Annotated in this window: 20 protein-coding genes; 10 read left to right on the top strand and 10 right to left on the bottom strand. The window is 68.2% G+C overall.

Annotation, left to right across the window (positions count from 1 at the left end; translation table 11 throughout):
• Nucleotides 1-8: 8 nt before the first annotated feature.
• The gene (locus tag ACQ3HB_RS14675) at nt 9-986 is read right to left on the bottom strand and encodes a LacI family DNA-binding transcriptional regulator (RefSeq protein ID WP_430920882.1); all 978 of its coding nucleotides are present in this window, start codon (nt 984-986) and stop codon (nt 9-11) included.
• A 110-nt stretch (nt 987-1,096) separates the two neighbouring features.
• Here ACQ3HB_RS14675 and ACQ3HB_RS14670 point away from each other — a divergent pair, with 110 nt between their 5' ends.
• Nucleotides 1,097-2,074, top strand: coding sequence for a ribokinase (locus ACQ3HB_RS14670; RefSeq protein WP_430920881.1), 978 nt, complete (start codon nt 1,097-1,099; stop codon nt 2,072-2,074).
• 227 nt (nt 2,075-2,301) lie between these two features.
• On the opposite strand, the gene ACQ3HB_RS14665 is transcribed toward ACQ3HB_RS14670, so the two are convergent.
• The 6 genes from ACQ3HB_RS14665 to ACQ3HB_RS14640 all read right to left on the bottom strand — a co-directional run bounded on the left by ACQ3HB_RS14665 (nt 2,302) and on the right by ACQ3HB_RS14640 (nt 8,748).
• A complete protein-coding gene (locus ACQ3HB_RS14665; RefSeq protein ID WP_430920879.1) occupies nt 2,302-4,101 on the bottom strand; it encodes a copper homeostasis protein CutC in 1,800 nt (599 codons plus the stop codon).
• Entirely contained in the window at nt 4,098-5,132 is a 1,035-nt protein-coding gene (locus ACQ3HB_RS14660) for an asparaginase (RefSeq protein WP_430920877.1), read from the bottom strand. The genes ACQ3HB_RS14665 and ACQ3HB_RS14660 overlap by 4 nt, the downstream gene beginning before the upstream one ends.
• Nucleotides 5,133-5,197: 65 nt before the next feature.
• Nucleotides 5,198-6,154: an amino acid ABC transporter permease gene (locus ACQ3HB_RS14655; RefSeq protein WP_430920875.1), complete on the bottom strand. Its 957-nt coding sequence runs from the start codon at nt 6,152-6,154 to the stop codon at nt 5,198-5,200.
• Complete coding sequence (locus ACQ3HB_RS14650; protein WP_430920874.1) at nt 6,151-6,795, bottom strand: amino acid ABC transporter permease; 645 nt, start codon at nt 6,793-6,795, stop codon at nt 6,151-6,153. Before ACQ3HB_RS14650 ends, ACQ3HB_RS14655 begins: the two co-directional genes overlap by 4 nt.
• Before the next feature lie 93 nt (nt 6,796-6,888).
• Nucleotides 6,889-7,845: a glutamate ABC transporter substrate-binding protein gene (locus tag ACQ3HB_RS14645; RefSeq protein WP_430920872.1), complete on the bottom strand. Its 957-nt coding sequence runs from the start codon at nt 7,843-7,845 to the stop codon at nt 6,889-6,891.
• A 108-nt stretch (nt 7,846-7,953) separates the two neighbouring features.
• Nucleotides 7,954-8,748 carry an amino acid ABC transporter ATP-binding protein gene (locus ACQ3HB_RS14640; RefSeq protein ID WP_430920870.1) on the bottom strand — a complete coding sequence of 265 codons (795 nt, stop codon included), beginning with the start codon at nt 8,746-8,748 and terminating at the stop codon, nt 7,954-7,956.
• 182 nt (nt 8,749-8,930) lie between these two features.
• Between ACQ3HB_RS14640 and ACQ3HB_RS14635 the strand changes: the two genes are divergently transcribed.
• The 4 genes from ACQ3HB_RS14635 to ACQ3HB_RS14620 all read left to right on the top strand — a co-directional run bounded on the left by ACQ3HB_RS14635 (nt 8,931) and on the right by ACQ3HB_RS14620 (nt 13,638).
• Nucleotides 8,931-10,127 carry an ROK family protein gene (locus ACQ3HB_RS14635; protein ID WP_430920868.1) on the top strand — a complete coding sequence of 399 codons (1,197 nt, stop codon included), beginning with the start codon at nt 8,931-8,933 and terminating at the stop codon, nt 10,125-10,127.
• A gap of 40 nt (nt 10,128-10,167) precedes the next feature.
• Nucleotides 10,168-10,935, top strand: coding sequence for an SDR family NAD(P)-dependent oxidoreductase (locus ACQ3HB_RS14630; protein ID WP_430920866.1), 768 nt, complete (start codon nt 10,168-10,170; stop codon nt 10,933-10,935).
• Between the two features lie 325 nt (nt 10,936-11,260).
• Nucleotides 11,261-12,931 (top strand): DUF222 domain-containing protein, encoded by a 1,671-nt coding sequence (locus ACQ3HB_RS14625; protein WP_430920864.1) that lies wholly within the window; start codon nt 11,261-11,263, stop codon nt 12,929-12,931.
• Between the two features lie 281 nt (nt 12,932-13,212).
• Nucleotides 13,213-13,638: a hypothetical protein gene (locus ACQ3HB_RS14620; protein ID WP_430920862.1), complete on the top strand. Its 426-nt coding sequence runs from the start codon at nt 13,213-13,215 to the stop codon at nt 13,636-13,638.
• On the opposite strand, the gene ACQ3HB_RS14615 is transcribed toward ACQ3HB_RS14620, so the two are convergent.
• Nucleotides 13,581-14,795, bottom strand: coding sequence for an FAD-dependent oxidoreductase (locus tag ACQ3HB_RS14615; RefSeq protein ID WP_430920860.1), 1,215 nt, complete (start codon nt 14,793-14,795; stop codon nt 13,581-13,583). The two genes, ACQ3HB_RS14620 and ACQ3HB_RS14615, sit on opposite strands and share 58 nt — an antisense overlap.
• A gap of 229 nt (nt 14,796-15,024) precedes the next feature.
• Here ACQ3HB_RS14615 and ACQ3HB_RS14610 point away from each other — a divergent pair, with 229 nt between their 5' ends.
• On the top strand, nt 15,025-15,732 hold the full coding sequence (locus tag ACQ3HB_RS14610) for a DUF6518 family protein (protein ID WP_430920858.1): 708 nt from the start codon (nt 15,025-15,027) through the stop codon (nt 15,730-15,732).
• 37 nt (nt 15,733-15,769) lie between these two features.
• Here the strand turns inward: ACQ3HB_RS14610 and ACQ3HB_RS14605 are convergent, their stop codons facing one another.
• Entirely contained in the window at nt 15,770-16,051 is a 282-nt protein-coding gene (locus ACQ3HB_RS14605) for a putative antibiotic biosynthesis monooxygenase (protein ID WP_430920856.1), read from the bottom strand.
• 116 nt (nt 16,052-16,167) lie between these two features.
• Here ACQ3HB_RS14605 and ACQ3HB_RS14600 point away from each other — a divergent pair, with 116 nt between their 5' ends.
• Nucleotides 16,168-16,848: a helix-turn-helix domain-containing protein gene (locus tag ACQ3HB_RS14600; RefSeq protein WP_430920854.1), complete on the top strand. Its 681-nt coding sequence runs from the start codon at nt 16,168-16,170 to the stop codon at nt 16,846-16,848.
• On the opposite strand, the gene ACQ3HB_RS14595 is transcribed toward ACQ3HB_RS14600, so the two are convergent.
• Complete coding sequence (locus tag ACQ3HB_RS14595; RefSeq protein ID WP_430920852.1) at nt 16,820-17,611, bottom strand: GntR family transcriptional regulator; 792 nt, start codon at nt 17,609-17,611, stop codon at nt 16,820-16,822. The genes ACQ3HB_RS14600 and ACQ3HB_RS14595 overlap by 29 nt on opposite strands.
• A gap of 185 nt (nt 17,612-17,796) precedes the next feature.
• Between ACQ3HB_RS14595 and ACQ3HB_RS14590 the strand changes: the two genes are divergently transcribed.
• The 3 genes from ACQ3HB_RS14590 (at nt 17,797) to add (ending at nt 21,276) form a co-directional block, all read left to right on the top strand.
• Nucleotides 17,797-19,158, top strand: a complete 1,362-nt coding sequence (locus ACQ3HB_RS14590) for an MFS transporter (protein WP_430920851.1) — start codon at nt 17,797-17,799, stop codon at nt 19,156-19,158.
• 91 nt (nt 19,159-19,249) lie between these two features.
• Nucleotides 19,250-20,260 (top strand): nucleoside hydrolase, encoded by a 1,011-nt coding sequence (locus ACQ3HB_RS14585; RefSeq protein ID WP_430920850.1) that lies wholly within the window; start codon nt 19,250-19,252, stop codon nt 20,258-20,260.
• Nucleotides 20,254-21,276 carry an adenosine deaminase gene (add, locus tag ACQ3HB_RS14580; RefSeq protein WP_430920848.1) on the top strand — a complete coding sequence of 341 codons (1,023 nt, stop codon included), beginning with the start codon at nt 20,254-20,256 and terminating at the stop codon, nt 21,274-21,276. Before ACQ3HB_RS14585 ends, add begins: the two co-directional genes overlap by 7 nt.
• Nucleotides 21,277-21,383: the final 107 nt, after the last annotated feature.

Below are 21,383 nucleotides of genomic sequence, written 5' to 3'. Positions count from 1 at the left end.
ACGTCCGCTCAGCGCCTGAGCGTCGAACCGCGGGCGTCGAGCGACGGTTTCAGCGCCACGGTCACGGTGGGGGAGTCGATGAGCTGCAACGACTCCTGCACGATGTCGTCCGCCCGTGACGTGAGCGTGGTGAGCCCCGGTTCGACGACGTTCGCGAGACTCGTCCCATCGAATCCCGTGATCGCGATGTCCTCTGGAACCCGCTTCCCGGCCTGCTGGAGCGCCGTGAGCATGCCGATCGCGATGACGTCGGCCGCGCAGATGACCGCATCGGCGCCTCGTCGGTCGTCGAGGAGGCGGTGCGCCGCATCGATGCCGCTGCTCAGGGTGAAGCTCGGCATCTCGATGACCCAGTCGTCCGGCCCGGCGATGGCGCGGAAGCTCGCGAGACGTTCCCGGCCGGCGGAGCTGCCGTGCTGGGCGTCGACGAGGACGATGCGTCGGCGGCCGGTGGACCGAAGGTGGTCGACGAGCAGTCCGACCCCCGCCGCGTTGTCGAGCCCGACCGATGACGCATCGACACCGTCCGCCGTGCGGTCGACCTGGACGATGGGCCGCGTTCGCTGGAGCTCCCTGATCGCCGTGCCGCTCTCACTCGTGGAGACGGGGACCACGAGGACCGCGTCGACGAGGCCCCGATCCAGGTTGCGGAGCTGGACGGCTTCGAAGGCCACGTCCTCGTTCGTGTCGATCGTGACGAGGCTGCGCCCCTCCTCGGCGAGGCGCTGCGAGTACGCGGCGACGAGTTCCGCGAAGTACGGATTCGCGATGCCGGGGACGAGGAGGGCGAGGGTGTCGGTCGACTGGCGGCGGAGCGCTCGGGCGGCGGCGTTGACGCGGTAGCCGAGTGCGTCCGCCGAGGTGCGGACCCGTTCGGCGAGGGCGGTGTCGACGTTGCGGTCGACGCCCGACAGGACGCGGCTGGCGGTCGGGACGGACACCTCGGCGTGCTCGGCCACCTCTTTGAGGCTCACCCGCTTCGTCATGGTCCACCCGTCTCAGGCTCGGTCGCGTTCCGCAATGCTAGCGCGAGGTTGACAGTCGATCCGTCCCATGATTGATTGGGGAAATGCATTTCCCACAACGGAGTGAAGCCATGACAGACACCCACGCCACCGCCGCCCCGATCCGCGACTCGAGGGATCGCGACGCTTCGCAGACGGATGTGCTCGTGATCGGTTCCGTCAACGTCGATCTGGGTGTCCACATCGGTCGGTTGCCACGCAGCGGCGAGACGATGTCGAGCGGCGGGGCATTCGAGACCGGTGGCGGCAAGGGTGCGAATCAAGCGCTCGCCGCCGCGCGGCTCGGTTCCGATGTCACGCTGCTCGCTGCAGTCGGCCCGGATGCAGAGGTCGCTCTCGCACCCTTGCGCACGGCCGGTGTCGACCTCTCGGGGGTGCTCCGCTTCGACGACACGATGACGGGACGCGCCGTCCTCCTCGTCACGCCCGACGACAACGCGATCGTCGTCGCGCCCGGCGCGAACGAACGCTTGTCGCCGGCGCATGTGGCGGATCGCGCGCGAGGGACGCGGGCTCCCGGCATCGTCGTCCTGCAGCACGAGGTCCCCGAGGCGACCGTTCACGCCGCGATCCGCCAGTATGCGGCCGACTCGCGCGTGATCCTGAACCCGTCACCGTCGCGATCGGTTCCCGCAGAGGTGCTGGACCTCGTCGACATCCTCGTGGTCAACGAGGGTGAACTCGCTGATCTCGCCGGGCTTCCGACGGATGCGACGGGCACCGGTCTCGATGCCGCCGCCGCTGAACGTGTGCTCGGTTCGCTGCCGTACGGCGATGTCATCGTCACGCTCGGCGAGGCTGGTGTGCTCGTCCGTCACGATGGCGTGATCACGGCGCTTCCTGCGTGGTCGGTCGATGTCGTCGACACGGTCGGTGCGGGAGATGCGTTCCTCGGTGCCCTCGCGGGTGCCCTGTGTGCTGGTGAGTCGCTGGTCGAGGCTGCTCGGTGGGCGACGGCTGCCGCGGCTGTCGCCGTCACAGGTGTCGGTGCGCACGGCGCCGACCTCTCGCCCGCTGCGGTCCGTCGTCTCCTCGACTCAGCCCGCTGAGCTTGCGCCCGTCGACGGGGTCAGGCGGGACTCCAGAGGTCGCGCTCCGCCTGGCATCGAGCACAACTCCTTCAATTCGGACCATGCGGCGATTGATAACCCCGGAATTCCGGGGAAGTTCCCCAACGCTCTGTCGATATTGAAGGAGTTGTGCTCGATCGAGTCGCCCTTCGACGGGCTCAGGGACCGGGTAGCTCAGGGACAGGCAGCCACGCCCTTCGACAGGCTCAGGGGCCGGGCTCCGCGAGGACATCGGCTGCGGACCAGGCGTCGACGACGCGACCGTGACCACCGGCACGGAACGCGAGCACGGCCGCACCGATCCGACCACCGGACGTGCCGAGCTCCGACAGGCGGATCTCGGGAGCATCGCGCCACACGAGCGATTCGCTGAGCTCGGCGCGCAGCGGGTCGAGGAGCTTCGCACCAGCGCGCGAGACGCCGCCGGCGAGGACGATGACCGCGGGATCGATGAGCAGCGTCACGGACTTGAGGCCGAGCGCGAGCGCGTGCACACCGTCCGTCCACACGCGGTCGGCGATGGCATCGGTCCCGAGTCGCAGCGAGATGGCTGCGGCGTCGAGGCCCGGTTCACCGCCGGCCGCCGCATAGCGACGTGCGAGGCCTGCGCCGGAGAGGTACACCTCGAGGCAGCCGTGCTGGCCGCACGTGCAGTCCTCGCCATCGGGGATGGCCGGGATGTGCCCGAGCTCCCCGGCGGTCGTGACCGCACCGACGACGGGGTGGCCGTCGCTCAGGACCGACGCGGCGACGCCCGTGCCGATCGCGACGAGCACCGAGTTCGCGACGCCGGCGGACGCGCCGAACAGGCTCTCCGCGAGGCCGCTCGATCGCACGTCGTGGCCGATCTCGACGGGAACGCCGAGCTCCGCGGACAGGATCGGACCGAGAGGAACGTCCGTCCATTCGAGCGTCGAGGCGTAGCGGACGACGCCGTTGGGCGCGTCGACCATGCCTGGAGTGACGACGCCGATGCCGACGACCGTGTGCCCCGACTCCTCGGTCTGTGCTCGCAGGTCCTTGAGGAGGTCCACGATGCGCTCGATCGATTCCTGGCCGGTGCGACCGACACCGGCGGAGCGGGAGGCGATGGCGCGACCGGACGCGTCGACGATCGCGCCCTTGAGGTTGGTGCCGCCGATGTCGAGGGCGATGACGACGGAGGTGTCCTGGCCGGGACGAGCGGCGAGGGGAGTCCCGATGAGAGAGCATGAGGGCGCGACGCCGTCCAGAGCGGAGAACAGCTCGGCGATGATCGACGCGTCGGTCTCCAGCGTGCCGTCGCCACGCACGGACGCGGTCTGCGCACGCAGGTGCACTTCGCAGGCTCCGGTCGAGGCGATCAGCTCGCGCACGTTCGAGGGCCGGACGGATCCGCCGACGAGCACGATCGGCCCGCCCGCACCCGACTCCGACCGGCGGATCAGCTCGGCGAGGACGGCAGCGCCTTCGAGGGCGGTCCCGGGGCCGCCGGACGTGAGGACGCGAGCGATGCCGAGCTCCTGCAGAACGTCGTAGGCGGCGAAGAGATCGGGCGTCGCATCGAACGCCTTGTGGAAGGTGATCGGCAGGGGGCCGGCGGCAGCGATGAGCCGACGCATCGCATCCACGTCGACCTCTCCGTCAGCAGTCAATGCGCCGAGCACCACGCCGACCGGAACGGAGACGCGCGCATCGGCTGCCGCCTCCACGATCGCTTCCAGGTCCGCGCACATCACGTTCAGCTCGGCCTCGCTGTGGACGAAGTCGCCGCCGCGAGGGCGGACGATGATCTGCACGCCGGCCCGCTCGACGGACCGGAGGACGGACCGGATGGTGCCGAAGCTCGGCGTCGTGCCGCCCTCGAGGAGGTCCGCGCACAGTTCGATGCGCGTCGCGCCGGCAGCATCCGCGACGAGCGCGCCGGCGAGGTCGTCGACGCAGATCTCGACGGTCACGCCGGAGGGCGCCGGGGTAGGTGACAGGGCAGGTGCAGGAACAGGCGAAGTGCTGCCGGAGTCGCTCATCGCTGCGCGTCGACCCAGGACTGCACGTCCGCACCGAGGGTGATCTCGCCGACGGGCACGCCGCCGCCGAGCACGGGGAGTTCGACGAGTGAGCCGGCCTGCGAGATGTCCACGCCGAGGGCGCCGAGGACGGTCACGGCGAGCAGCGTCGTCGCGCGCGGGTTGCCGTCGACGATCTTCATCGAGACGGCTTCGCCCGTGGCCGCGGCCATGCCGATGACGCCCTCCGCGCCGCCCTTCGCGAGGACGCCGGGGATGCGGGTCATGCTGTCGCTGTTGGCGTGGTGATCGCCGCCCACATAGAAGGGGTGCGCGCGCATCGCATCGGCCACCCGACGTTCACGCGTGCCCTCGTCCGCGGTGACGAGTGCGCGGAACGAGCGGGCCAGACCTTCGACGGTCGTGGAGAAGAGGGGCGCGCCGCAGCCGTCGACGGCCGTGTACTCGACGACCTCGCCGCTCACGCGTTCGACCGTCTCGCGCACGAGCTGCTGCAGCGGGTGCGCCGGCTCGAGGTAGGTGGCGGTGTCCCAGCCGTTCGCGACGCACGCGAGGAGCATCGCCGCGTGCTTGCCGGAGCAGTTCATCCGCACGCGTGACCTGGTCTCGCCGTCACGGATCAGGCGTTCGCGCGTCGGTTCGTCCTCCGGCCAGTCGACGGGGCAGCCGAGCGCGCTCTCGTCGAGACCCGCGCGGGCCAGGATGCGGCGCACGGCTTCGACGTGCGCATCCTCGCCCGTGTGGCTTCCCGCAGCGATGGCGAGGTCCTCGCCCTCGAGGTCGGCGCCCGCGATGAGGCATGCGAGCGCTTGCAGCGGCTTCGTGGTGGACCGGGGGAGTACCTGCGTGGAACCGCGGCCGAGGTCGGCGACGACTCGTCCGTCGGCGTCGAGCGCGACGAGCCACCCGAAGTGGCGGCTCTCGATGACGCCGGAGCGGATGAGGACCGCGAGTTCCGCGAGGTCGACGCCATCGGCCGGGGTGGTGCCGTTCACGGTCTGCTCGTGCTGGTCGGTCTGCGGGGATGCCACGGGTTGCTCCTTGAGGTTGGTGCTGGTGCTGGTGCGGTGTGCTGGTGAACAGGTGATGCGCGGCGTCAGTCGAGGACCGGCGTGCCGACGATGGGCGCTGGCGCCGCACTGCCGGGTTTCCGCAGGCTGCGCTTCGACGGTCTGGTCCGCAGACGGGCCGCCACGGTGGAGAGCGCGCCGTTGAACACGAGGTAGATGAGGGTGACGACGACGAAGGTCTGGATGAGGAGGTGGTTGAAAGAGGAGAGGACCTGGCCGCGGTAGAGCAGTTCGGTGAACGCGACGATGTAGCCGAGCGAGGTGTCCTTGACGAGGCTCACGAGCTGGGTCACGAGCGACGGCGTGGCGAACCGGAGTGCCTGCGGGAGGACGACGAGGCGCGTCGTCTGCGCCTCCGACATCCCGAGGCTGATGCCGGCCTCGCGCTGTCCGCTCGGCAGGCCGAGGATGCCGGCCCGGATGATCTCCGCGAACGCAGCGGAGTTGGCGATCGTGAGCGGGATGACGAGCTTCCAGATGAGCGGGAAGTTGAGCCCCAACTGGGGCAGCCCGAAGAGCATCAGGTAGATGAGGAGCAGGACGGGGACGGTTCGGGCGATCTCGATGTAGGCGGTCGACACCCAGCGGATCGGGCGGACGCGGCTCAGCCGGCCGAGGGCGAGGAAGAGGCCGAAGACGCCGCCGAGGACGGCGACGAGCGCGGCGGCCTGGATCGTTCCCCAGAGCCCGACGAGCAGGTACTCCCACACGGGCCAGGAGAGGAACGGCGTCCACTTCGCGGCATCGAGCTGGCCCTTCGAGCCGAACTGGACGAGCCCGGCGACGACCATGCCGACGAGCACGAGGACGACGACGACCGACCAGATGCGGATGTTGCGCCTGGTCTTCGGGCCGGGTTCGTCGTACAGCGAGACGGTCTGGCGAGTGCCGCGCTTCGGTGCCGAGCGCTTCGGTGCGGGGCTCTGGGGTACCGGGCTCTTCGGAGGCGAGCCCTTCGGAACAGCGGGGGTTGCGGCGCTCATCGGACGATCGCCACCTTTCGTTCGATGCGTCCGGCGCTCAGGCCGATGACGAGGGCGAGCAGCATGTAGAGCACGCCGGCCACCGTGAAGATGAGGATGGGCTGCGCCTGGACCAGGTTCAGCTTGTTGGCCGCAGCGGTGAGTTCGACGACGCCGACGGCCGCCGCGAGCGCGGTGTTCATCGTGAGGGCGATCATGACGTTGCCGATCGGCTGCACGGCCGCGCGAAGCGACTGCGGGAGGACGACGAGGCGGAGGGTCTGGCCGAGCGTGAAGCCGAGTGCACGGCTCGCCTCGATCTGCCCGTTGCCGACCGTGTTGACGCCCGAGCGGATCGCCTCCGCGACGTACGCGGCCTCGTACAGGGTGAGGACGACGACGGTCGTCGGAGCGAGCGGCATGATGATGCCGGCATCGGGAAGCGCGAAGACCGCGAGGATCAACAGCACCAGGAGCGGCACGTTGACGAAGAACTGCACGTACGCGAAGGCCGCGCCGCGGAGGACCGGGATGGGGCTGATGCGTGCCGCGGCGATGAGCGTGCCCACCACGAGCGAACCGATCCCGGCGGTGATCGCCATCACGATCGTCGTTGCGAGCGCGGCCAGGAGCGGGCCGGCGCTGTCGACGAAGATATCCATAACTTCCTTCAGACGGTCGAGAGGTGCTGGGAGCGGTGCTGCAGCCGAGGATGCCGGTCGCCGGGCTCGTGGCCCGGCGACCGGCCGGGTCGACTAGCTGCCGGGAACGGAACCGATCTTCGGAGCGTCGGGCGTCTTGGTCTCGACCGAGGCGCCGAGCGTCGCGTCCCAGACCTTGCCCCACGTGCCGTCGGCCTGGATCTTCAGCAGCCAGTCGTTGATGAACGACTTGAACTGGGCGTCGTCGTGCTTCAGACCGATGCCGTACGCCTCGGTCGTGAACGGCTGGCCGACGACCTTGATCGACGGGTCCGATGCGGCGTTCGACGCGAGGAGCGTGAAGTCCTGCACGTACGCGTCGCCGCGACCCTGCTTGAGGGCCTGCATCGCCTGCGGGTCGGTTGCGAAGGAGACGATCGTCGCCGTCGGCTGCTTCTCGGGGACGGCGGTCACGGCCGGGGTGTTCGCGCCGACGATGACGGTCTTGCCGCCGAGGTCGTCGATGCCCTTGATGTCCTTGTTGTCGGCCTTGACGGCGACGGCGAGGCCGGACTCGAGGTAGGGGCCGGCGAAGTCGACCTGCGCGGCGCGCTCTTCGGTGATCGTGTACGTGTTGAAGACAACGTCGACCGTGCCGTTCTGCAGGAGCGCTTCACGCGTCTCGGAGGCCGGCGGGATGATCTCGACGCTCGGCTTGCCGAGGATGTAGATCGCGAGGAGCTTGGCGAGGTCGGCGTCGAAGCCTTCCACGTCGTCCGGGTTCGACGGGTCCTGCTGCGAGAGGAGCGGTGCGTCGAGGGCTTCGCCGACGATGAGCTTGCCGCGTTCCTTGATCTTGGCCATCGTCGAGTCGGGCAGGATCGCTGCCGCATCGGCAACGACGGCGTTCTTGTAGACCTCGTCGAGCTTGGACGTCGCGGCCGAAGCGCTGGGGTCGGAGCCGGGAACGGCTGCGTCTCCGCCGGAGCAGGCGGCGAGGCCGAGCATCGCGGTGATCGCTACGGCGACGACCGGGAGGGCCCGGCGGAAGGGGGAGGTGGAGCTGCGCAAGGGAGTGCCTTTCTCTTCTCTGAACAAGCGGGTTGCGGTGCTGGGGTGGGGCTGCAGAACTGGTGGAGCTGGGGTGCGGGTCGGTGCGTGCGGGTCGGTGCGTGCGGGTCAGTGGGTCAGGATCTTGGAGAGGAACGCCTGTGCGCGTTCGCTCTCGGGGTGGTCGAAGAACGCCGCGGGGGTGTTCTGTTCGACGATGCGGCCGTCGTCCATGAAGACGACGCGGTCGGCGGCTCGGCGGGCGAAGCCCATCTCGTGCGTGACGACGACCATCGTCATGCCCTCCTTCGCGAGCGACACCATGACATCGAGGACCTCGGTCACCATCTCGGGGTCGAGTGCGGAGGTCGGTTCGTCGAAGAGCATGACCTTGGGGCGCATGGCGAGGGCACGGGCGATGGCCGCGCGCTGCTGCTGGCCGCCGGAGAGCTGGGCTGGGAAGCTGTCGGCCTTGTCCGCGATGCCGACGCGGTCGAGGAGCTCGAGGCCGTGGCGCTCCGCTTCCTTCTTCGATTCGCGGCGGACCGTGATGGGGGCGAGCGTGACGTTGTCGAGGATCGTGCGGTGGGCGAAGAGGTTGAAGGACTGGAAGACCATGCCGACCTCGCTGCGGAGCTTCGCGAGGGCTTTGCCCTCTTCCGGGAGGGCGACGCCGTCGATGAGGATCTGGCCGCTCGTGATGGATTCGAGGCGGTTGATGCAGCGGCAGAGCGTCGACTTGCCGGAGCCGGACGGGCCGACGACGACCACGACCTCCTTCGGGGCGATCGAGAGCGAGACGTCCTTCAGCACGTGGTTGTCGCCGTAGTGCTTCTGCACGTCGGTCATGACGACCATGTCGGTCGCCGCCGTTCCGGCCGGGCGGCTCGCTGCGCCGGTGGGGGAGCTGGGTGTGTGAGTCATCGTTGCCGCTTTCTCGTGAAATGCGGCTTCGGGGCCGCATCGCCATCCTCGGTCGGATCCCCTCATCCCTGATGACGGATTCAACCTAACAACTCATTGTTACAGGGATATTTCGACTAACTTTGTGCAATAATGGATCAACTGCGGGATGATCCGCGCCCCGTCCCGACCGGAAGAGACCGATGAGCACGAGCGAGACGTTCCGCACCCCGCCGCATCACGCGCCGCAGAACGTCGAGATCCTCGGTCCCTTGCGGTCGGGGCGTGCCACCAGCCGGGCCGCGCTCGCGAAGGTCACGGGCCTGTCGCCATCGACCGTCGCGTCCAGGGTCGAAGACCTGATCCTGCAGGGGCACGTCGTCGAGACCGGTGAAGGCGAGTCCCGCGGAGGGCGTCGTCCCCGACGATTGACGATCCGTGGCGACGCCGGCCTCGTCGGCTGCGTCGACCTCGGAGTCGACCGCGCCTCCTTCGGTCTCGTCGACTTCGCAGGAACGCTGCTCGCGGAACGGCACATGCCGCTCGACATCGCCACCGGCCCCCGCGAGGTGCTGTCCTTCGCCGTCAGGGAACTCGTCGACATGGTCGAGCACGCCGACGTCGCCGAGCACACGCGCCTTCGCGGCGTCTCGATCGGCGTCCCCGGCCCCGTCTCGTCGACGTCGTCCCGCGTCATCGCCCCGTCACGCATGCCGGGCTGGAACGGCGTCTCCGTCGCCGAGATCGTGCAGCGCGACATCCAGGTGCCCGTCATCGTCAACAACGACGCCAACCTCATGGCCGCCGGTGAACTGCTCGACGCCGCGGACGCCGCGTTCGCGAACCAGGTCTTCGTGAAGGTCGGCTCCGGCATCGGCTGCGGCATCATCTCAGGCGGCGAGCTCTACACCGGCAGCAACGGGTGGGCGGGCGACATCAGCCACGTCGCCGTTCCCGGTGCGAGTGCCGTCCCCTGCTCGTGCGGGCGGATGGGATGCCTCGACGCAATGGCCTCCGGCAATGCGCTCGTCCGTGAGATGCAGTTGGCCGGGCACGACGTCCCGTCCGTGGAGGCGATGATCGCACTCGCCCGCGACTCGCATCCGCTCGCCACGCGTCTGCTCAGGAACGCCGGTGTGATGACGGGTGGCGTGCTCGCCACGATCGTCAACTTCTTCAACCCCGACCGGCTCGTGCTCGGGGGTGTGCTCGCCGACTCGGCCGTGTTCGTGGCCGGCGTGCGCTCGACCCTCTTCGCGGACTGCCTGCCGATGGCGACCGAGCAGCTCACCGTCGACGTCACCAAGCACCAGGGGACCGGCGGGCTGCGCGGCGCCGCGCGGATGTTCCTCGACCAGGTCTTCTCCACCGACGGCGTGCGGGTGCCTGCCGAGGGGTAGGTGTTCGTCCGACTCCCCTGTTCCCACCCCGGAAGGCATCATGAACGCTCTGCAGAAGTTCTCTCTCGAAGGCAAGACGGCTCTGGTGACGGGTGGGAGTCGTGGGTTGGGTCGTGCGATGGCGCAGGCGCTCGGTGAGGCTGGTTCGTCGGTTGCGGTCACGGCTCGAACGTTGGTGGCTGCGGAGGCTGCGGCTGCGGAGTTGGCCGCGCTCGGGATCCGTTCCTTCGGTGTGCAGTTGGAGGTGTCGGATGTGGCTGATGTCGAGCGGGCGGTGGCTGAGGTCAGTGAGCGGTTCGGTGAGATCGATGTCCTCGTGAACAATGCGGGGATCGGGATCGGCGGGCGAGCGTTCGAGACGCCGGACAGTTCGTGGCATGAGGTCATGTCGACGAACGTGGACGGGGTGTGGTTCTGCTCGCGTGCGGTGGCGAAGCGGATGGCCGAGCGTGGTGGTGGGACGATCGTGAACGTCGGGTCGATGTCGGCGCAGATCGTGAATCAGCCGCGGTGGCAGATCTCGTATCTGACGTCGAAGGCGGCGGTGCATCAGTTGACGAAGGGGTTGGCTGCGGAGTGGGCGCCGTACGGTATTCGGGTGAATGCGATGGCGCCTGGGTATTTCTTGACGGAGATGTCGCCGGTGGATCAGCCGGAGTATCAGGCGTGGTGTGTGGATCCGGCGGCGATGAAGCGGTGGGGTGAGCCGCATGAGTTGGGTCCTGTGGCGATCTTCCTGGCGAGTGAGGCGTCGAGTTTCATGACGGGTTCGATCGTGACCGTCGACGGTGGGTTCACCCTGTTCTAGGCCTGCCTGCGCGCGCTGGCGCTCGGTCCCCGGTCACTGAGTCTGTCGAAGTGGGTTGCCCCAGCCCGGTCACTGAGCTTGTCGAAGTGTGCTCCCGGTCACTGAGCTTGTCGAAATGTTCTCCCGGTCACTGAGCTTGTCGAAGTGTGCTCCCGGTCACTGAGCTTGTCGAAGTGTGCTCCCGGTCACTGAGCCTGTCGAAGTGTGTTGCCCCAGCCCGGTCACTGAGCTTGTCGAAGTGTGGGGTCCAGTCGCGCAGCACCAGTTCTCCACAGATTCGTTCGAACCCTTGTTCTAGAACACCGGTCCTTGGTATTCTTGATGAGTGGACATACCTTCGACTCCGGACGCGATCGCCGCTCGTCTCACGAGCCTGGGCGAGCAGATCGTCGCGGAAGACGTCTGCATCGCCGCCGCCGAAGCACGCAGGGCCACTCTGTTCGCTGAGGCCGCCCGGCTGTCCGATCTCACCGCGTTGACGCTCGCTCCTCCCGGCACGACCCCGGCCCGGGCGAAGGATCTCGCCCGCCTCTCCCTGCACCTGGAACTCTCCGCGATGACGCGGGTTCCGGAGCGCACGATCCAACACCGCATCGCCGAGTCCGAAACCCTCGTCGACCACCTCCCCACCACGCTTTCGGCGTTGGCTGCCGGGTCGATCTCCGCAGGGCATGCCCGGGTGATCGTGGAGCAACTCGCGGATGTTGCCCCGGCGGACCGTGCAGAGTTCGAGACCCGGATCCTGCCCCTCGCGCAAACCCGCACCGCCGCACAGCTGAAGCAGTACGCCCGGCAGCTGCAGGAGAAGCTCCACCCCGAAACCATCAGCACCCGGCACCACCGGGCCAGACAGGACCGCCACGTGACCCTGTCTCCGGCACCGGATGGGATGTCGTGGCTGTCGATCCTCACCACGGCGACCATCGCGACTGCCGCCTACAACCGCCTCGCCGCCCTCACTGCGAACACCCAGCGCCGTGGTGATGTTCGGACGCGTGCGCAGTTGATGGTCGACAACGCCCAGAGCCTCCTCCTCTATGGCGTCACGGCGTCCTCCGGCCCTGCGGTCGCGGTCGCGGCGCCCACGACGCCACCCATGGCCGAGGACGATGAAGTCCCGACCTGGTCGGCACGGTCAGCACCAGCGCGTCCCGTTGCGTTCACGGGCGGAACGGCGGTCACGCCGACGCAGGGCCTGGTCGTTCTGGACCGTCGCACTCAGCCCATCCAGGCTACCGGGCCAGTTCAGATGACCGAGCCCGTTCAGATGGCCGGGCCGGTTCAGATGGCCGGGCCGGTTCAGATGAGCGGGCCGGTTCAGGTAACCGAGTCGGCCCAGACGACCGTGCCTGTCCAAACGGCCAGGCTCCTGCAGAGCGCCGATCCGGTCCAAGGAGCCGGGTCGTCCCCGAGCATCGAACCCCGCACCACGACCCGTCCGCTCCCGAGCATCGAGGCCATCACGGAAGGCATCATCCCCACCATCCACGTGACGGTCCCGGTGATGACCCTCCTTGGCCACGAACACCAACCAGGTTCCCTCGAAGGCTACGGTCCCATCGACCCGGAGACCGCGGTCCGGCTCAGCGTGCACGCGAAGTCGTTCACCCGGATCCTGACCCATCCCGAGACCGGGACGGTCCTCTCGGTCAGTCGAGAACGATACGTGCCACCCGTCGACATGAAACGAGCCCTCGCGATCCGAGACACGCACTGCCGGGCACCGGGCTGCAACCGCCTTGCGAAGGGGTGCGACCTGGACCACACGGTCCCGTGGTCGGAGGGAGGTGAAACGTCGGTGGAGAACCTCGCGCACCTGTGTCCGAAGCATCACCACCTCAAACACGACACCAACTGGTCCCTGGAGCCGGGCCCGGATGGGGTGCTGCACTGGATCAGTCCGAGCGGCCAGGTGTTCACCACGGAACCCGATCCTCCGGACTGGTACCCCTTCGAACCCCTCCCGGAAGCTGACGGTGACGCACACGGTCCCTGAGCACGTTCACCCGGTCCCTGAGTCTCACTGACCATGCCGCACCCGGTCGCTGAGCTTGTCGAAGTGCGAACGACCCGGATCCGTGGGGTCAACCCTTCGGCAGGCTCAGGGGCCGGCCCGCACCCGGTCACTGAGCTTGTCGAAGTGCGGACACCCTGGATCGTTGGCCTACCCTTCGACAGGCTCAGGGACCAGCGTCACCGGATCCCGAGCTGCAGCACGGCCGATGATGGGGAGACGTCCCCATCGCGGGTTCGACAGAGCGCCTATACCGTGGGCCCATGATCATCTGGTCCCGCTGGGGAATTCTCGTCTTCGTGTTCTTCGGGCTGTCCGTCGGCCTCGGCTTCGCACTCAAAGCCCTGATCTCGCCATACTCCGACAACAACTCCGGCGGGGCGAACGTGTTCATCGGAACCGGTTTCATCATCGGTGCGGTGGCACTCTGGGCGTTCGCGAAGTTTGCGCTCCCGAAGCTCGACAAACCACAACCGGCGCTCATCTACCAGCCGCTCCCCGAACCCGTCGTCAATGAACGAGGCGTGAAGATGACCCACCGACCGGTGCCCGTCGTCAACCAGGAGACCGGACAACAGGTCTGGACGAGACCGCGCTCCACGTTCTTCTTCATTCCAATGGGCTTCTGGCCCTACGTGATCGCCGCCGTCGGAGTGTTCAATGTCATCATCGGCGTCGCACGCGGCTGACCGGCTCGAGACGCCGTGGGCTCCCCGGCCCAATCCGCGAGGATCGCCGCGACTGCAGCGCGTCCGGCGCGATTGGCGCCGACCGTCGAGGCCGACGGACCGTACCCGATGAGATGCACCCGGGGCTCATCGGTCGCACGCGTCCCATCAAGCCTGATGCCACCACCGGGCAGTCGGAGGTCGAGCGGAGCCAGGTGGTCGAGGGCTGCCCGGAAACCCGTCGCCCACAGGATCACGTCCGCCTCGATGAACGAACCGTCCGGCATCCGCACGCCGTCGGCCTCGATGCTGCGGAACATCGGATGCCGGACGAGCACACCGCGCGCCTCAGCGGCACGCGCCCACGGCGTCCAGTGCATCCCCGTCACCGAGATCACACTACCCGGAGGCAGGCCCTCACGGACACGCGCCTCAACGCCCTTGATCGCTTCGACGCGAGCAGCGACATCGAAGTCCTCCTCCACCCACTCCGGTTCGCGACGCGTCATCCAGATCGTCGTCGCCACGTGCGAGATCTCCTCCAAGAGCTGCACGGCGGAGATGCCCGCACCGACGATCACGACCCGCTTCCCGGCGAACTCCTCGGCGGACACATAGTCGGCGACGTGCAGTTGACGGCCGCGGAACCGCTCCCGACCCGGGAAGTACGGCCAGAACGGTTTCGTCCACGTGCCGGTCGCAGTGATGACGGAGCGAGCGGCGAACCGTTCGCCGGTCGCGACCTCCACGATGAGCCTGCCGTGCGGATCCTCATCCTCCCGACGCACCGACCGCACCGCGACTGGGCGGCGAACGCGCAGATCGAAGTTCTGCTCGTAGCCGGCGAAGTAGGGAGGGATGACGTCGACGCTCGCCGACGCAGGATCGAGTTCCGGTTTCGGCATGCCGGGAAGGTCGTAGATGCCGTTGACGGTCGCCATGCGCAGCGAGCGCCACCGATGCTGCCAGGCGCCGCCGGGAGCGACGTTCGCGTCGAGGACGAGGAAGGTGCGAGAGGGCTCCGAGTCTCCATCGATGCCGGCGGACCGCGGCTCGTCGAGCGGCACGAACCCCCGACGGCGCAGATGGTAGGCGGCCGAGAGCCCGGCCTGGCCGGCGCCGATCACCACGACGTCGACGGGTGTCGGGTCGGCGCCCTCGGTTCCATTCACAGGCATGAGAACGCTGAGCGACGTGTGTGCATTCCGGAGGGTGGGCCGGTCTCTGAGCGTGTCGACGGGTGGGGTGGGGCGGGCACTTCGACAGGCTCAGTGGCCGGTGGGTGGGCTCAGTGACCGGGAACATCATCCGCTGGACGGACGCCGACGATGGCGGAACACACATACGCTCGATCCAGTCGCCCGACAGATGTCGGACTCGACGACGACACGCAGCGAGAGGGTGATCGTGCCCCAACGAGCGTCACCGCGATCCGCCTTCGGCGCGGAGCCCCGAACCCCCGACTCGACGCCCCGAACCCCCGACTCGACGCCCCGAGCCCTCCTCATCGCACTCACCGGTGCACTCGCCATCGCACTCGCCGGAGGGCTCGCCCTCGGCGGCCTCACGAGCTTCGGTCAGCAGTATCTGCCCGACTGGCTCCGCCCACTCGCGAACTCCGCAGGCGGCTGGACGATGTTCGCCTTCGTGCTCGTCTGGCTCGGACGCACTCGACCAGCCGTCGCTGCGATCCTCGGACTCATCGCCTTCGAAGCGCTCGTCTTCGGCTACGGCATCGTGTCGACCGCTCGCGGCTACGACTTCAACGCCCTCGCTTCGTTCTGGACACTCGCGGGCGTCGTCGTGGGACCAGTGGTCGGCGCCGCAGCGGGACTCCTCCGATACGGAACACCGATGTGGCGGATCCTCGCCGTGACTCCGTTGTGCGCGGTGCTCCTTGGCGAAGGGATCCACTCGCTGCAGACGATCGCCGACACGACGGGCAGCACGTACTGGATCATCGAGATCGTGCTGTCGGTGCTGTTCTTCTCCGTCGCGGCGACCCGGCTTCGCCCTCGGCCCCGGCACCTCGGCATCGCGATCGCCGTCTGGGTGATCGGCGCCGCGTCCTACATCGGAGCGTGGGCGCTGCTCGGCGGAGGCGTCCCGTTCTGACGGAGTCCGGTCGGCGGTCGAGCGACCGCCATCGGTGCTATCGACGGCGGTGCCGGAGCGCGCCGTGCGCACGCATGAGTTGCGGGACCACGAGGTAGACGGCGAGCGGGACCACGACGAGCGTCAGGACGAGAGCGCGCAGGACCGGGTGCCAGTGCTCCGCGAACGGGGCGATGGCGAAGAAGCCGAGGCTCACGAGGGGGAAGATCGCGATCCAGGTGATGAGGGCGCGGACGTGGATGGACGGCGGCCCCGGAATCGGTGCGGATGCGGCGACGGAAACTGGCGCGGTCTCCGGCTGTGAAGAGGTTTGTGACATGGGTGCTCCTGGTCGACGGGACGAACGAGTGTCGTGTTCGAGACCACGATGCCAGCGGCTGCGTCTGTCCTGGGACATCCGTTGCTGAAATCGGGACGACCTGGTTCGATGGGCGCATGAGTGTCACACAGCGGATCGTTCGCGAACTGGAGCAGGTCGCCCCGAGGCTTCGGCGAGCTCGGCAGAAGAAGGACATGACGCTCGAGGAGCTGTCGAAGACGACGGGGATATCGAAGAGCACCCTGTCTCGGCTCGAGTCCGGTCAGCGGAAACCGAGTCTCGAGCTGCTGTTGCCAGTCGTCGCCGCGCTGTCGGTGCCGCTCGAGGAGATCGTGAGCTCGCCGAGGATCGAGGATCCGCGCGTTCCCCTGAAGCCGAAACGCGCGGATGGCCGTGTGCTCACGCCGCTGTCGCAGCATCCGGGCGAGCTGCAGGCGTACAAGATCACGATCCCGGCGACTGAACACGCCGTCGACCTCCACACGCACACGGGACACGAGTGGCTCTACGTCTTGTCCGGGCGACTCCGGATCGTGCTCGGCGAGCACGACCTCATCCTCGGTGCGGGGGAGGCGGCGGAGTTCGACACCCGCAACCCGCACTGGTTCGGTTCGGGCGGCACCGGCCCCGTCGAAATCCTCAGCATGTTCGGCAAGCAGGGGCAGCGCATCCATCTGCGTGCGAAGAGTGCTGGATCAGCGGCAACGGCAGGGGTGCCTGCGGGAACGGGAACAAGAACAGCAACAAGAACAGGAGCAGCAGCCTCGATCAGCTCGGCTGAGCGCTCGACTGAATGACGGACAGGTGCCCGAACTGCGAGGAGATGATGCACTTCGCGAGGTAGATGGGCGTGCCATCGAGTTCGGCGGTCTGGGTCAGCACGAGGACCGGATCGTTCTTGCTCAGACCGAGGTGCGCACCGCGCGACGGTCCTGCGATGCTCGCGGTCACTTGGCAGACGGCGCCGCCGAAGATCGGCCCGCACAGTTCGATGAGACCCGCGAGGAGGGTCGCGGGGCGACTCGCGGCCGCCTCGAGCGCGTTGGCGACGGCGGTGCTCACGTCGGTGAGGTACTTCCCGGCGGGGAGGTGCTCCTGCACGAGTGCGACCGGATCCCCGTCGCGATGGACGATGCTCTCACGGAACCAGGTGTTCGCCGCGGAGTCGAGAGCGAGCTTGTTGGAGATGAAATCCGTGGTGGGCTGGATGCCGAACTCCCGGGGCCGGATCTCCACACGGGCTCCTTGGGCGAGCGCCTGATCGAACGGCTGGAACAGTTCGAGTCCCGAGCGCGGGATCGAGTCGGTGACGAAACGCCCGACGCCGCGTTTGGTCCTGATCAGCCCGTCCTCCTCGAGCAGCATGAGCGCTTCGCGGACCGGGGTGCGGCTGATGCCCAACTGGCCGGCGAGCTCCGTCTCCCGTGGCAGCATGGCGCCGAGCGGGAACACGCCGGATCGGATGCCGTCCGCGAGTCGCGAGTAGACGGCGACGCGAAGCGGCTGTCCGGCCGCGCTCATCAGCCGCTCTCCGAGGAAGCTGTCGACGCTCGTGCTCATGGGTTCCTCCGCGTGGTGATCGGCATTCATTCAATCACAAAAACGATGAGTTGCACATGTCATACCGGAGAGGTATAACTTCTTACTACCCCGGTTCTTCCCGTTCACCCGACATTGGAGTCACCATGAGCGCCCCCGCAACAGCCTCCGGAACCACCCGAGAAACCACCCGAGAAACGCCACCCGTGACAGGCGGTCGAGCCGTCGCACTCGTCAGCGCCCTCATTCTCGGAGTGCTCTCGTATCAACTGAACGCGAGCATGCTCGCCCCCGCGCTGCCCGACATCGCCAGGACGTTGGGGGAGGACGTGAGCGCCGTCTCCCAGGTCACGTCGCTGTTCTTCCTCGCAGGCGCCGTCGGAGGTGTTGTGCTGTCCCGCTGGAGCGACTACATCGGGAGACGACGAACACTCATCATCGTGCTCGTGGTGCTCGCCATCGGGACCGTCCTGTGCATCTTCGCGCCCAACCTGACCGTGCTGCTGATCGGCCGGGTGCTCCAGGGCGCTTCGAGCGCGGCCTTCCAGCTGACCTACATCATCCTCAGCGAGTCGTTGAGCGCGAAGGTGTTCGGCACGACGCTCGGCGTCGTCACCGCGGTCAACGGAGGCGTCGGCGGGCTCGACGGCTACGCGGGCGGCCTGCTCGCCGACACCTTCGGGTTCCGATCCATCTTCGTCGTCATCTTCGTCTTCGGGATCATCGCCCTCGCGAGCGTGGCTCTCGTCGTGCCGAAGGACGGTCCGCCCACGGCGACAGGCCGGATGGACTGGTGGGGAGCCGCAGCGCTCTCGATCGGCCTCATCAGCCTCACCTACTTCATCGGCAGCGGCCCGTCGGCGGGTTGGACGGCGCCGATCACGCTCGTCTACCTGGGGGCGACGATCGTCGCGCTCGTCGGATTCTGGTTCATTGAGAAGCACCGGTCCTCCCCGCTGTTCGCCGTGGACCAGATGCGCTCCCGCCACGTCTGGCCGGTCATCGTGACGACCGTCCTCACCCTCGCCAGCGTGTTCGCGGTGATCAACTTCACGGTCGTCCTCCTGAGCCAGAACTCGGAGATCGGGTTCGGATTCGACGCTGCGACGTCTGCGCTGCTCTTCCTCGCGCCTGCAGCCCTCATCGGCGTCGCAGCGGCCCCGTTCGCCGGATGGTTGGCAGGCAGGACGGGTTGGATCCGGGTGCTCCGGATCGGTCTCGTCCTCAGCATCCTCGCGCTCGTCGTCGTCGCGCTCTTCCCCTCCCAGCTGGGCATCGTCATCGCCGCGATCGCGGTCCTCGGCGTGACCTACAACGGCTTGGTGCTGACCACCATCAACGGTCTCGGTGTGCTCCTCTCACCGCCCGATGCCCCGGGTGCGCTGCCGGGCCTCAACGGCGCAGCGTTCGGCATCGGGGCGAGCCTCGGCATCGGACTCGTCGCACCCTTCGCCGCATCGGGGACGACCGGCGGCTTCGGGACCGCGCTCTGGATCTCGGTGGGGATCAGCGCACTCGCGCTCGTCGCCAGTCTGCTCATCCGCCCACGCACCGGGCAACGCATCTGAGTCGTCTCCTGAGCCGCCCACCCGATTGAACGCCCACCCGATTGATCGCGCACCCGATTGAACCCGCACAACCACTCTCGAACGGATCCCCATGAGCACCACGACCCCAGGCTCCACCAGCTGGACCGACAAGCGCCCCGTCTACCTCGACTGCGACACCGGGATCGATGACTCGCTCGCCCTCGCCCTGCTGCTCGCGTCCCCGGAGATCGACCTCGTCGGCGTCGGGACGGTGAGCGGCAACACGAGCGCTGAACAGGCGGCATCGAACACGCTCGATTTGCTCGCGCTCGCCGATCGGGACGACGTGCCCGTCGCGATCGGCGAGCGCGACTGGCTCACCCGCGCTTACGAGGGCGGGGTGCCCCACATCCACGGACACAACGGCGTCGGTGACGTCGAACTCCCGCATTCGACTCGGGAGCCCGTCGATGAGAGCGCCGCCGAACTCCTGATCCGCCTCTCCCACGAGTATGCGGGAGAGCTCCTGATCGTCAGCGTCGGGCCGCTCACGAACCTCGCCGTCGCGCTCGCGACGGATCCGACGCTCCCCGGGCGGATCGCGTCCGTCACGACCATGGGCGGAGCCGCGATGGTGCCCGGGAACGTCACGGCCGTCGCGGAGGCGAACGTGTGGAACGATCCCGAAGCGGCGCTGGCGGTGGTCGAGGCTGAGTGGGACTTCATGCTCGTCCCGCTTGACGTCACCCTCGAGAACACGCTCGACGAGACGGATCGGCAGCGCTTGCTCGCCGCGCCGAACCCCGTGGCGAGGGCGCTCGGCGAGATGCTGGACCTGTACTTCGACTTCTACGTCGAGCTCTACGGGCAGCGGAGCTGTGCGTTGCACGATCCGCTCGCGGCGGCGCTCGCGGTCGGCATGGTCCGCGTCGCGAATGCGCCAGCCGTCGCGCTCGTGGTCGACGCGACCGACGGACCTGCGCGCGGCCAGACGATTGCCGACCTCCGCGGACAACGGCGGGGAGCGGTCGATCAGCCCGGAGCGCGGACGCGCGTCGTGCTCGCCACCGACGTCCCGCTCGGTCCGCTGTTGATCGATCGGCTCACCGCTCCCGTCCTGAGCGCGGCGCTTCCGTGCTGACCGACGGGCCCGCGCCGGACGGGGCCTCACTGCTCGTCGATCGTCCTGTGCTCCTCAACCTGCACACGCACTTGGAGGGCCGTGTGCGCCCGGACACTGCGGCCGAACTGGCGGAGCGATCCGGGCTGCGGACGGACGTCGACTGGCGATCTGCACTCGAACTCGATGCACCGTCCGATCTCACGGAGTACCTCGCGAAAGTGTCCTCGTCCTATCCGTTCTTCGGGACGCGCGAGTCGCTCACTCGGATCGCGCGCGAGGCGGTCGAAGACGCGTTCTCGGACGGTGAGGACTACCTCGAGCTTCGGTTCGGGCCTGCATCCCATGTCCGGGACGGCTTCGGTCTGGACGATGTCATCGATGCCGTGTGCGATGGCGTGGCGCAGGGGACGGAGCTGACGGGGATGCCTGCCGGCGTGGTGGTCGCGGCGTTACGGCTCAACGACGCCGAACGCAACAGCGAGGTGGCGCGGGCGGCCGCAAGGCGTGCGGGCCGTGGTGTGGTCGGCTTCGACCTCGCCGGCGACGAACTCCGTTTCCCCGCGCTGTCCTCGTTCGCCGACGCGTTCGCCATCGCCCGCGCCGCCGGCCTCGGCCTGACCTGCCACGCGGCCGAGGCCGCGCCGGGGCAGGCTGCTCTCGACGCCGTCGCGCTCTTCGGGGTCACGAGGATCGGTCACGGCGCGCACATCGTCGACGACCCCGACGTGTTCATTCGGTTCCAGGACCTGGGAGTCGCCGTAGAAGTCTGTCCGACCTCGAATCTGTTCACGGGAGCCATCGCCTCGATCGAGGACCACCCGGCACCGAGCTTCCGCATCGGGGGTGTGCCGCTGGTCCTCGGCGACGACAACCCCCGGCAGACCGGATCCCTGCTCAGTGGCGAACACGATGTGCTCGCCTCGAGGCTGGGCTTCGATGCGGATGCCCTGCAGCAGCTCGCAGCGGACAGCATCCGTTTCGGCTTCATGGAAGACGACGTGAGGCGGATGCTCCAGGGGCGGCTCGTAGGCTGAGCCGTCCCGGGTTCTTCATCATGCACCTCCTGGATGGGTGGCTCGGCCCCCTCCGCAACGGGCTGGCACAGCGAGTGAAATCGGTCTACACCCGCGCACGAATACCA

The sequence above is a fragment of the Plantibacter lichenum genome (assembly GCF_050587525.1).
GTDB lineage: Bacteria > Actinomycetota > Actinomycetes > Actinomycetales > Microbacteriaceae > Plantibacter.
Note: the sequence above shows the minus strand (reverse complement) of the source record. Positions and strands in the feature narration are given on the sequence as shown.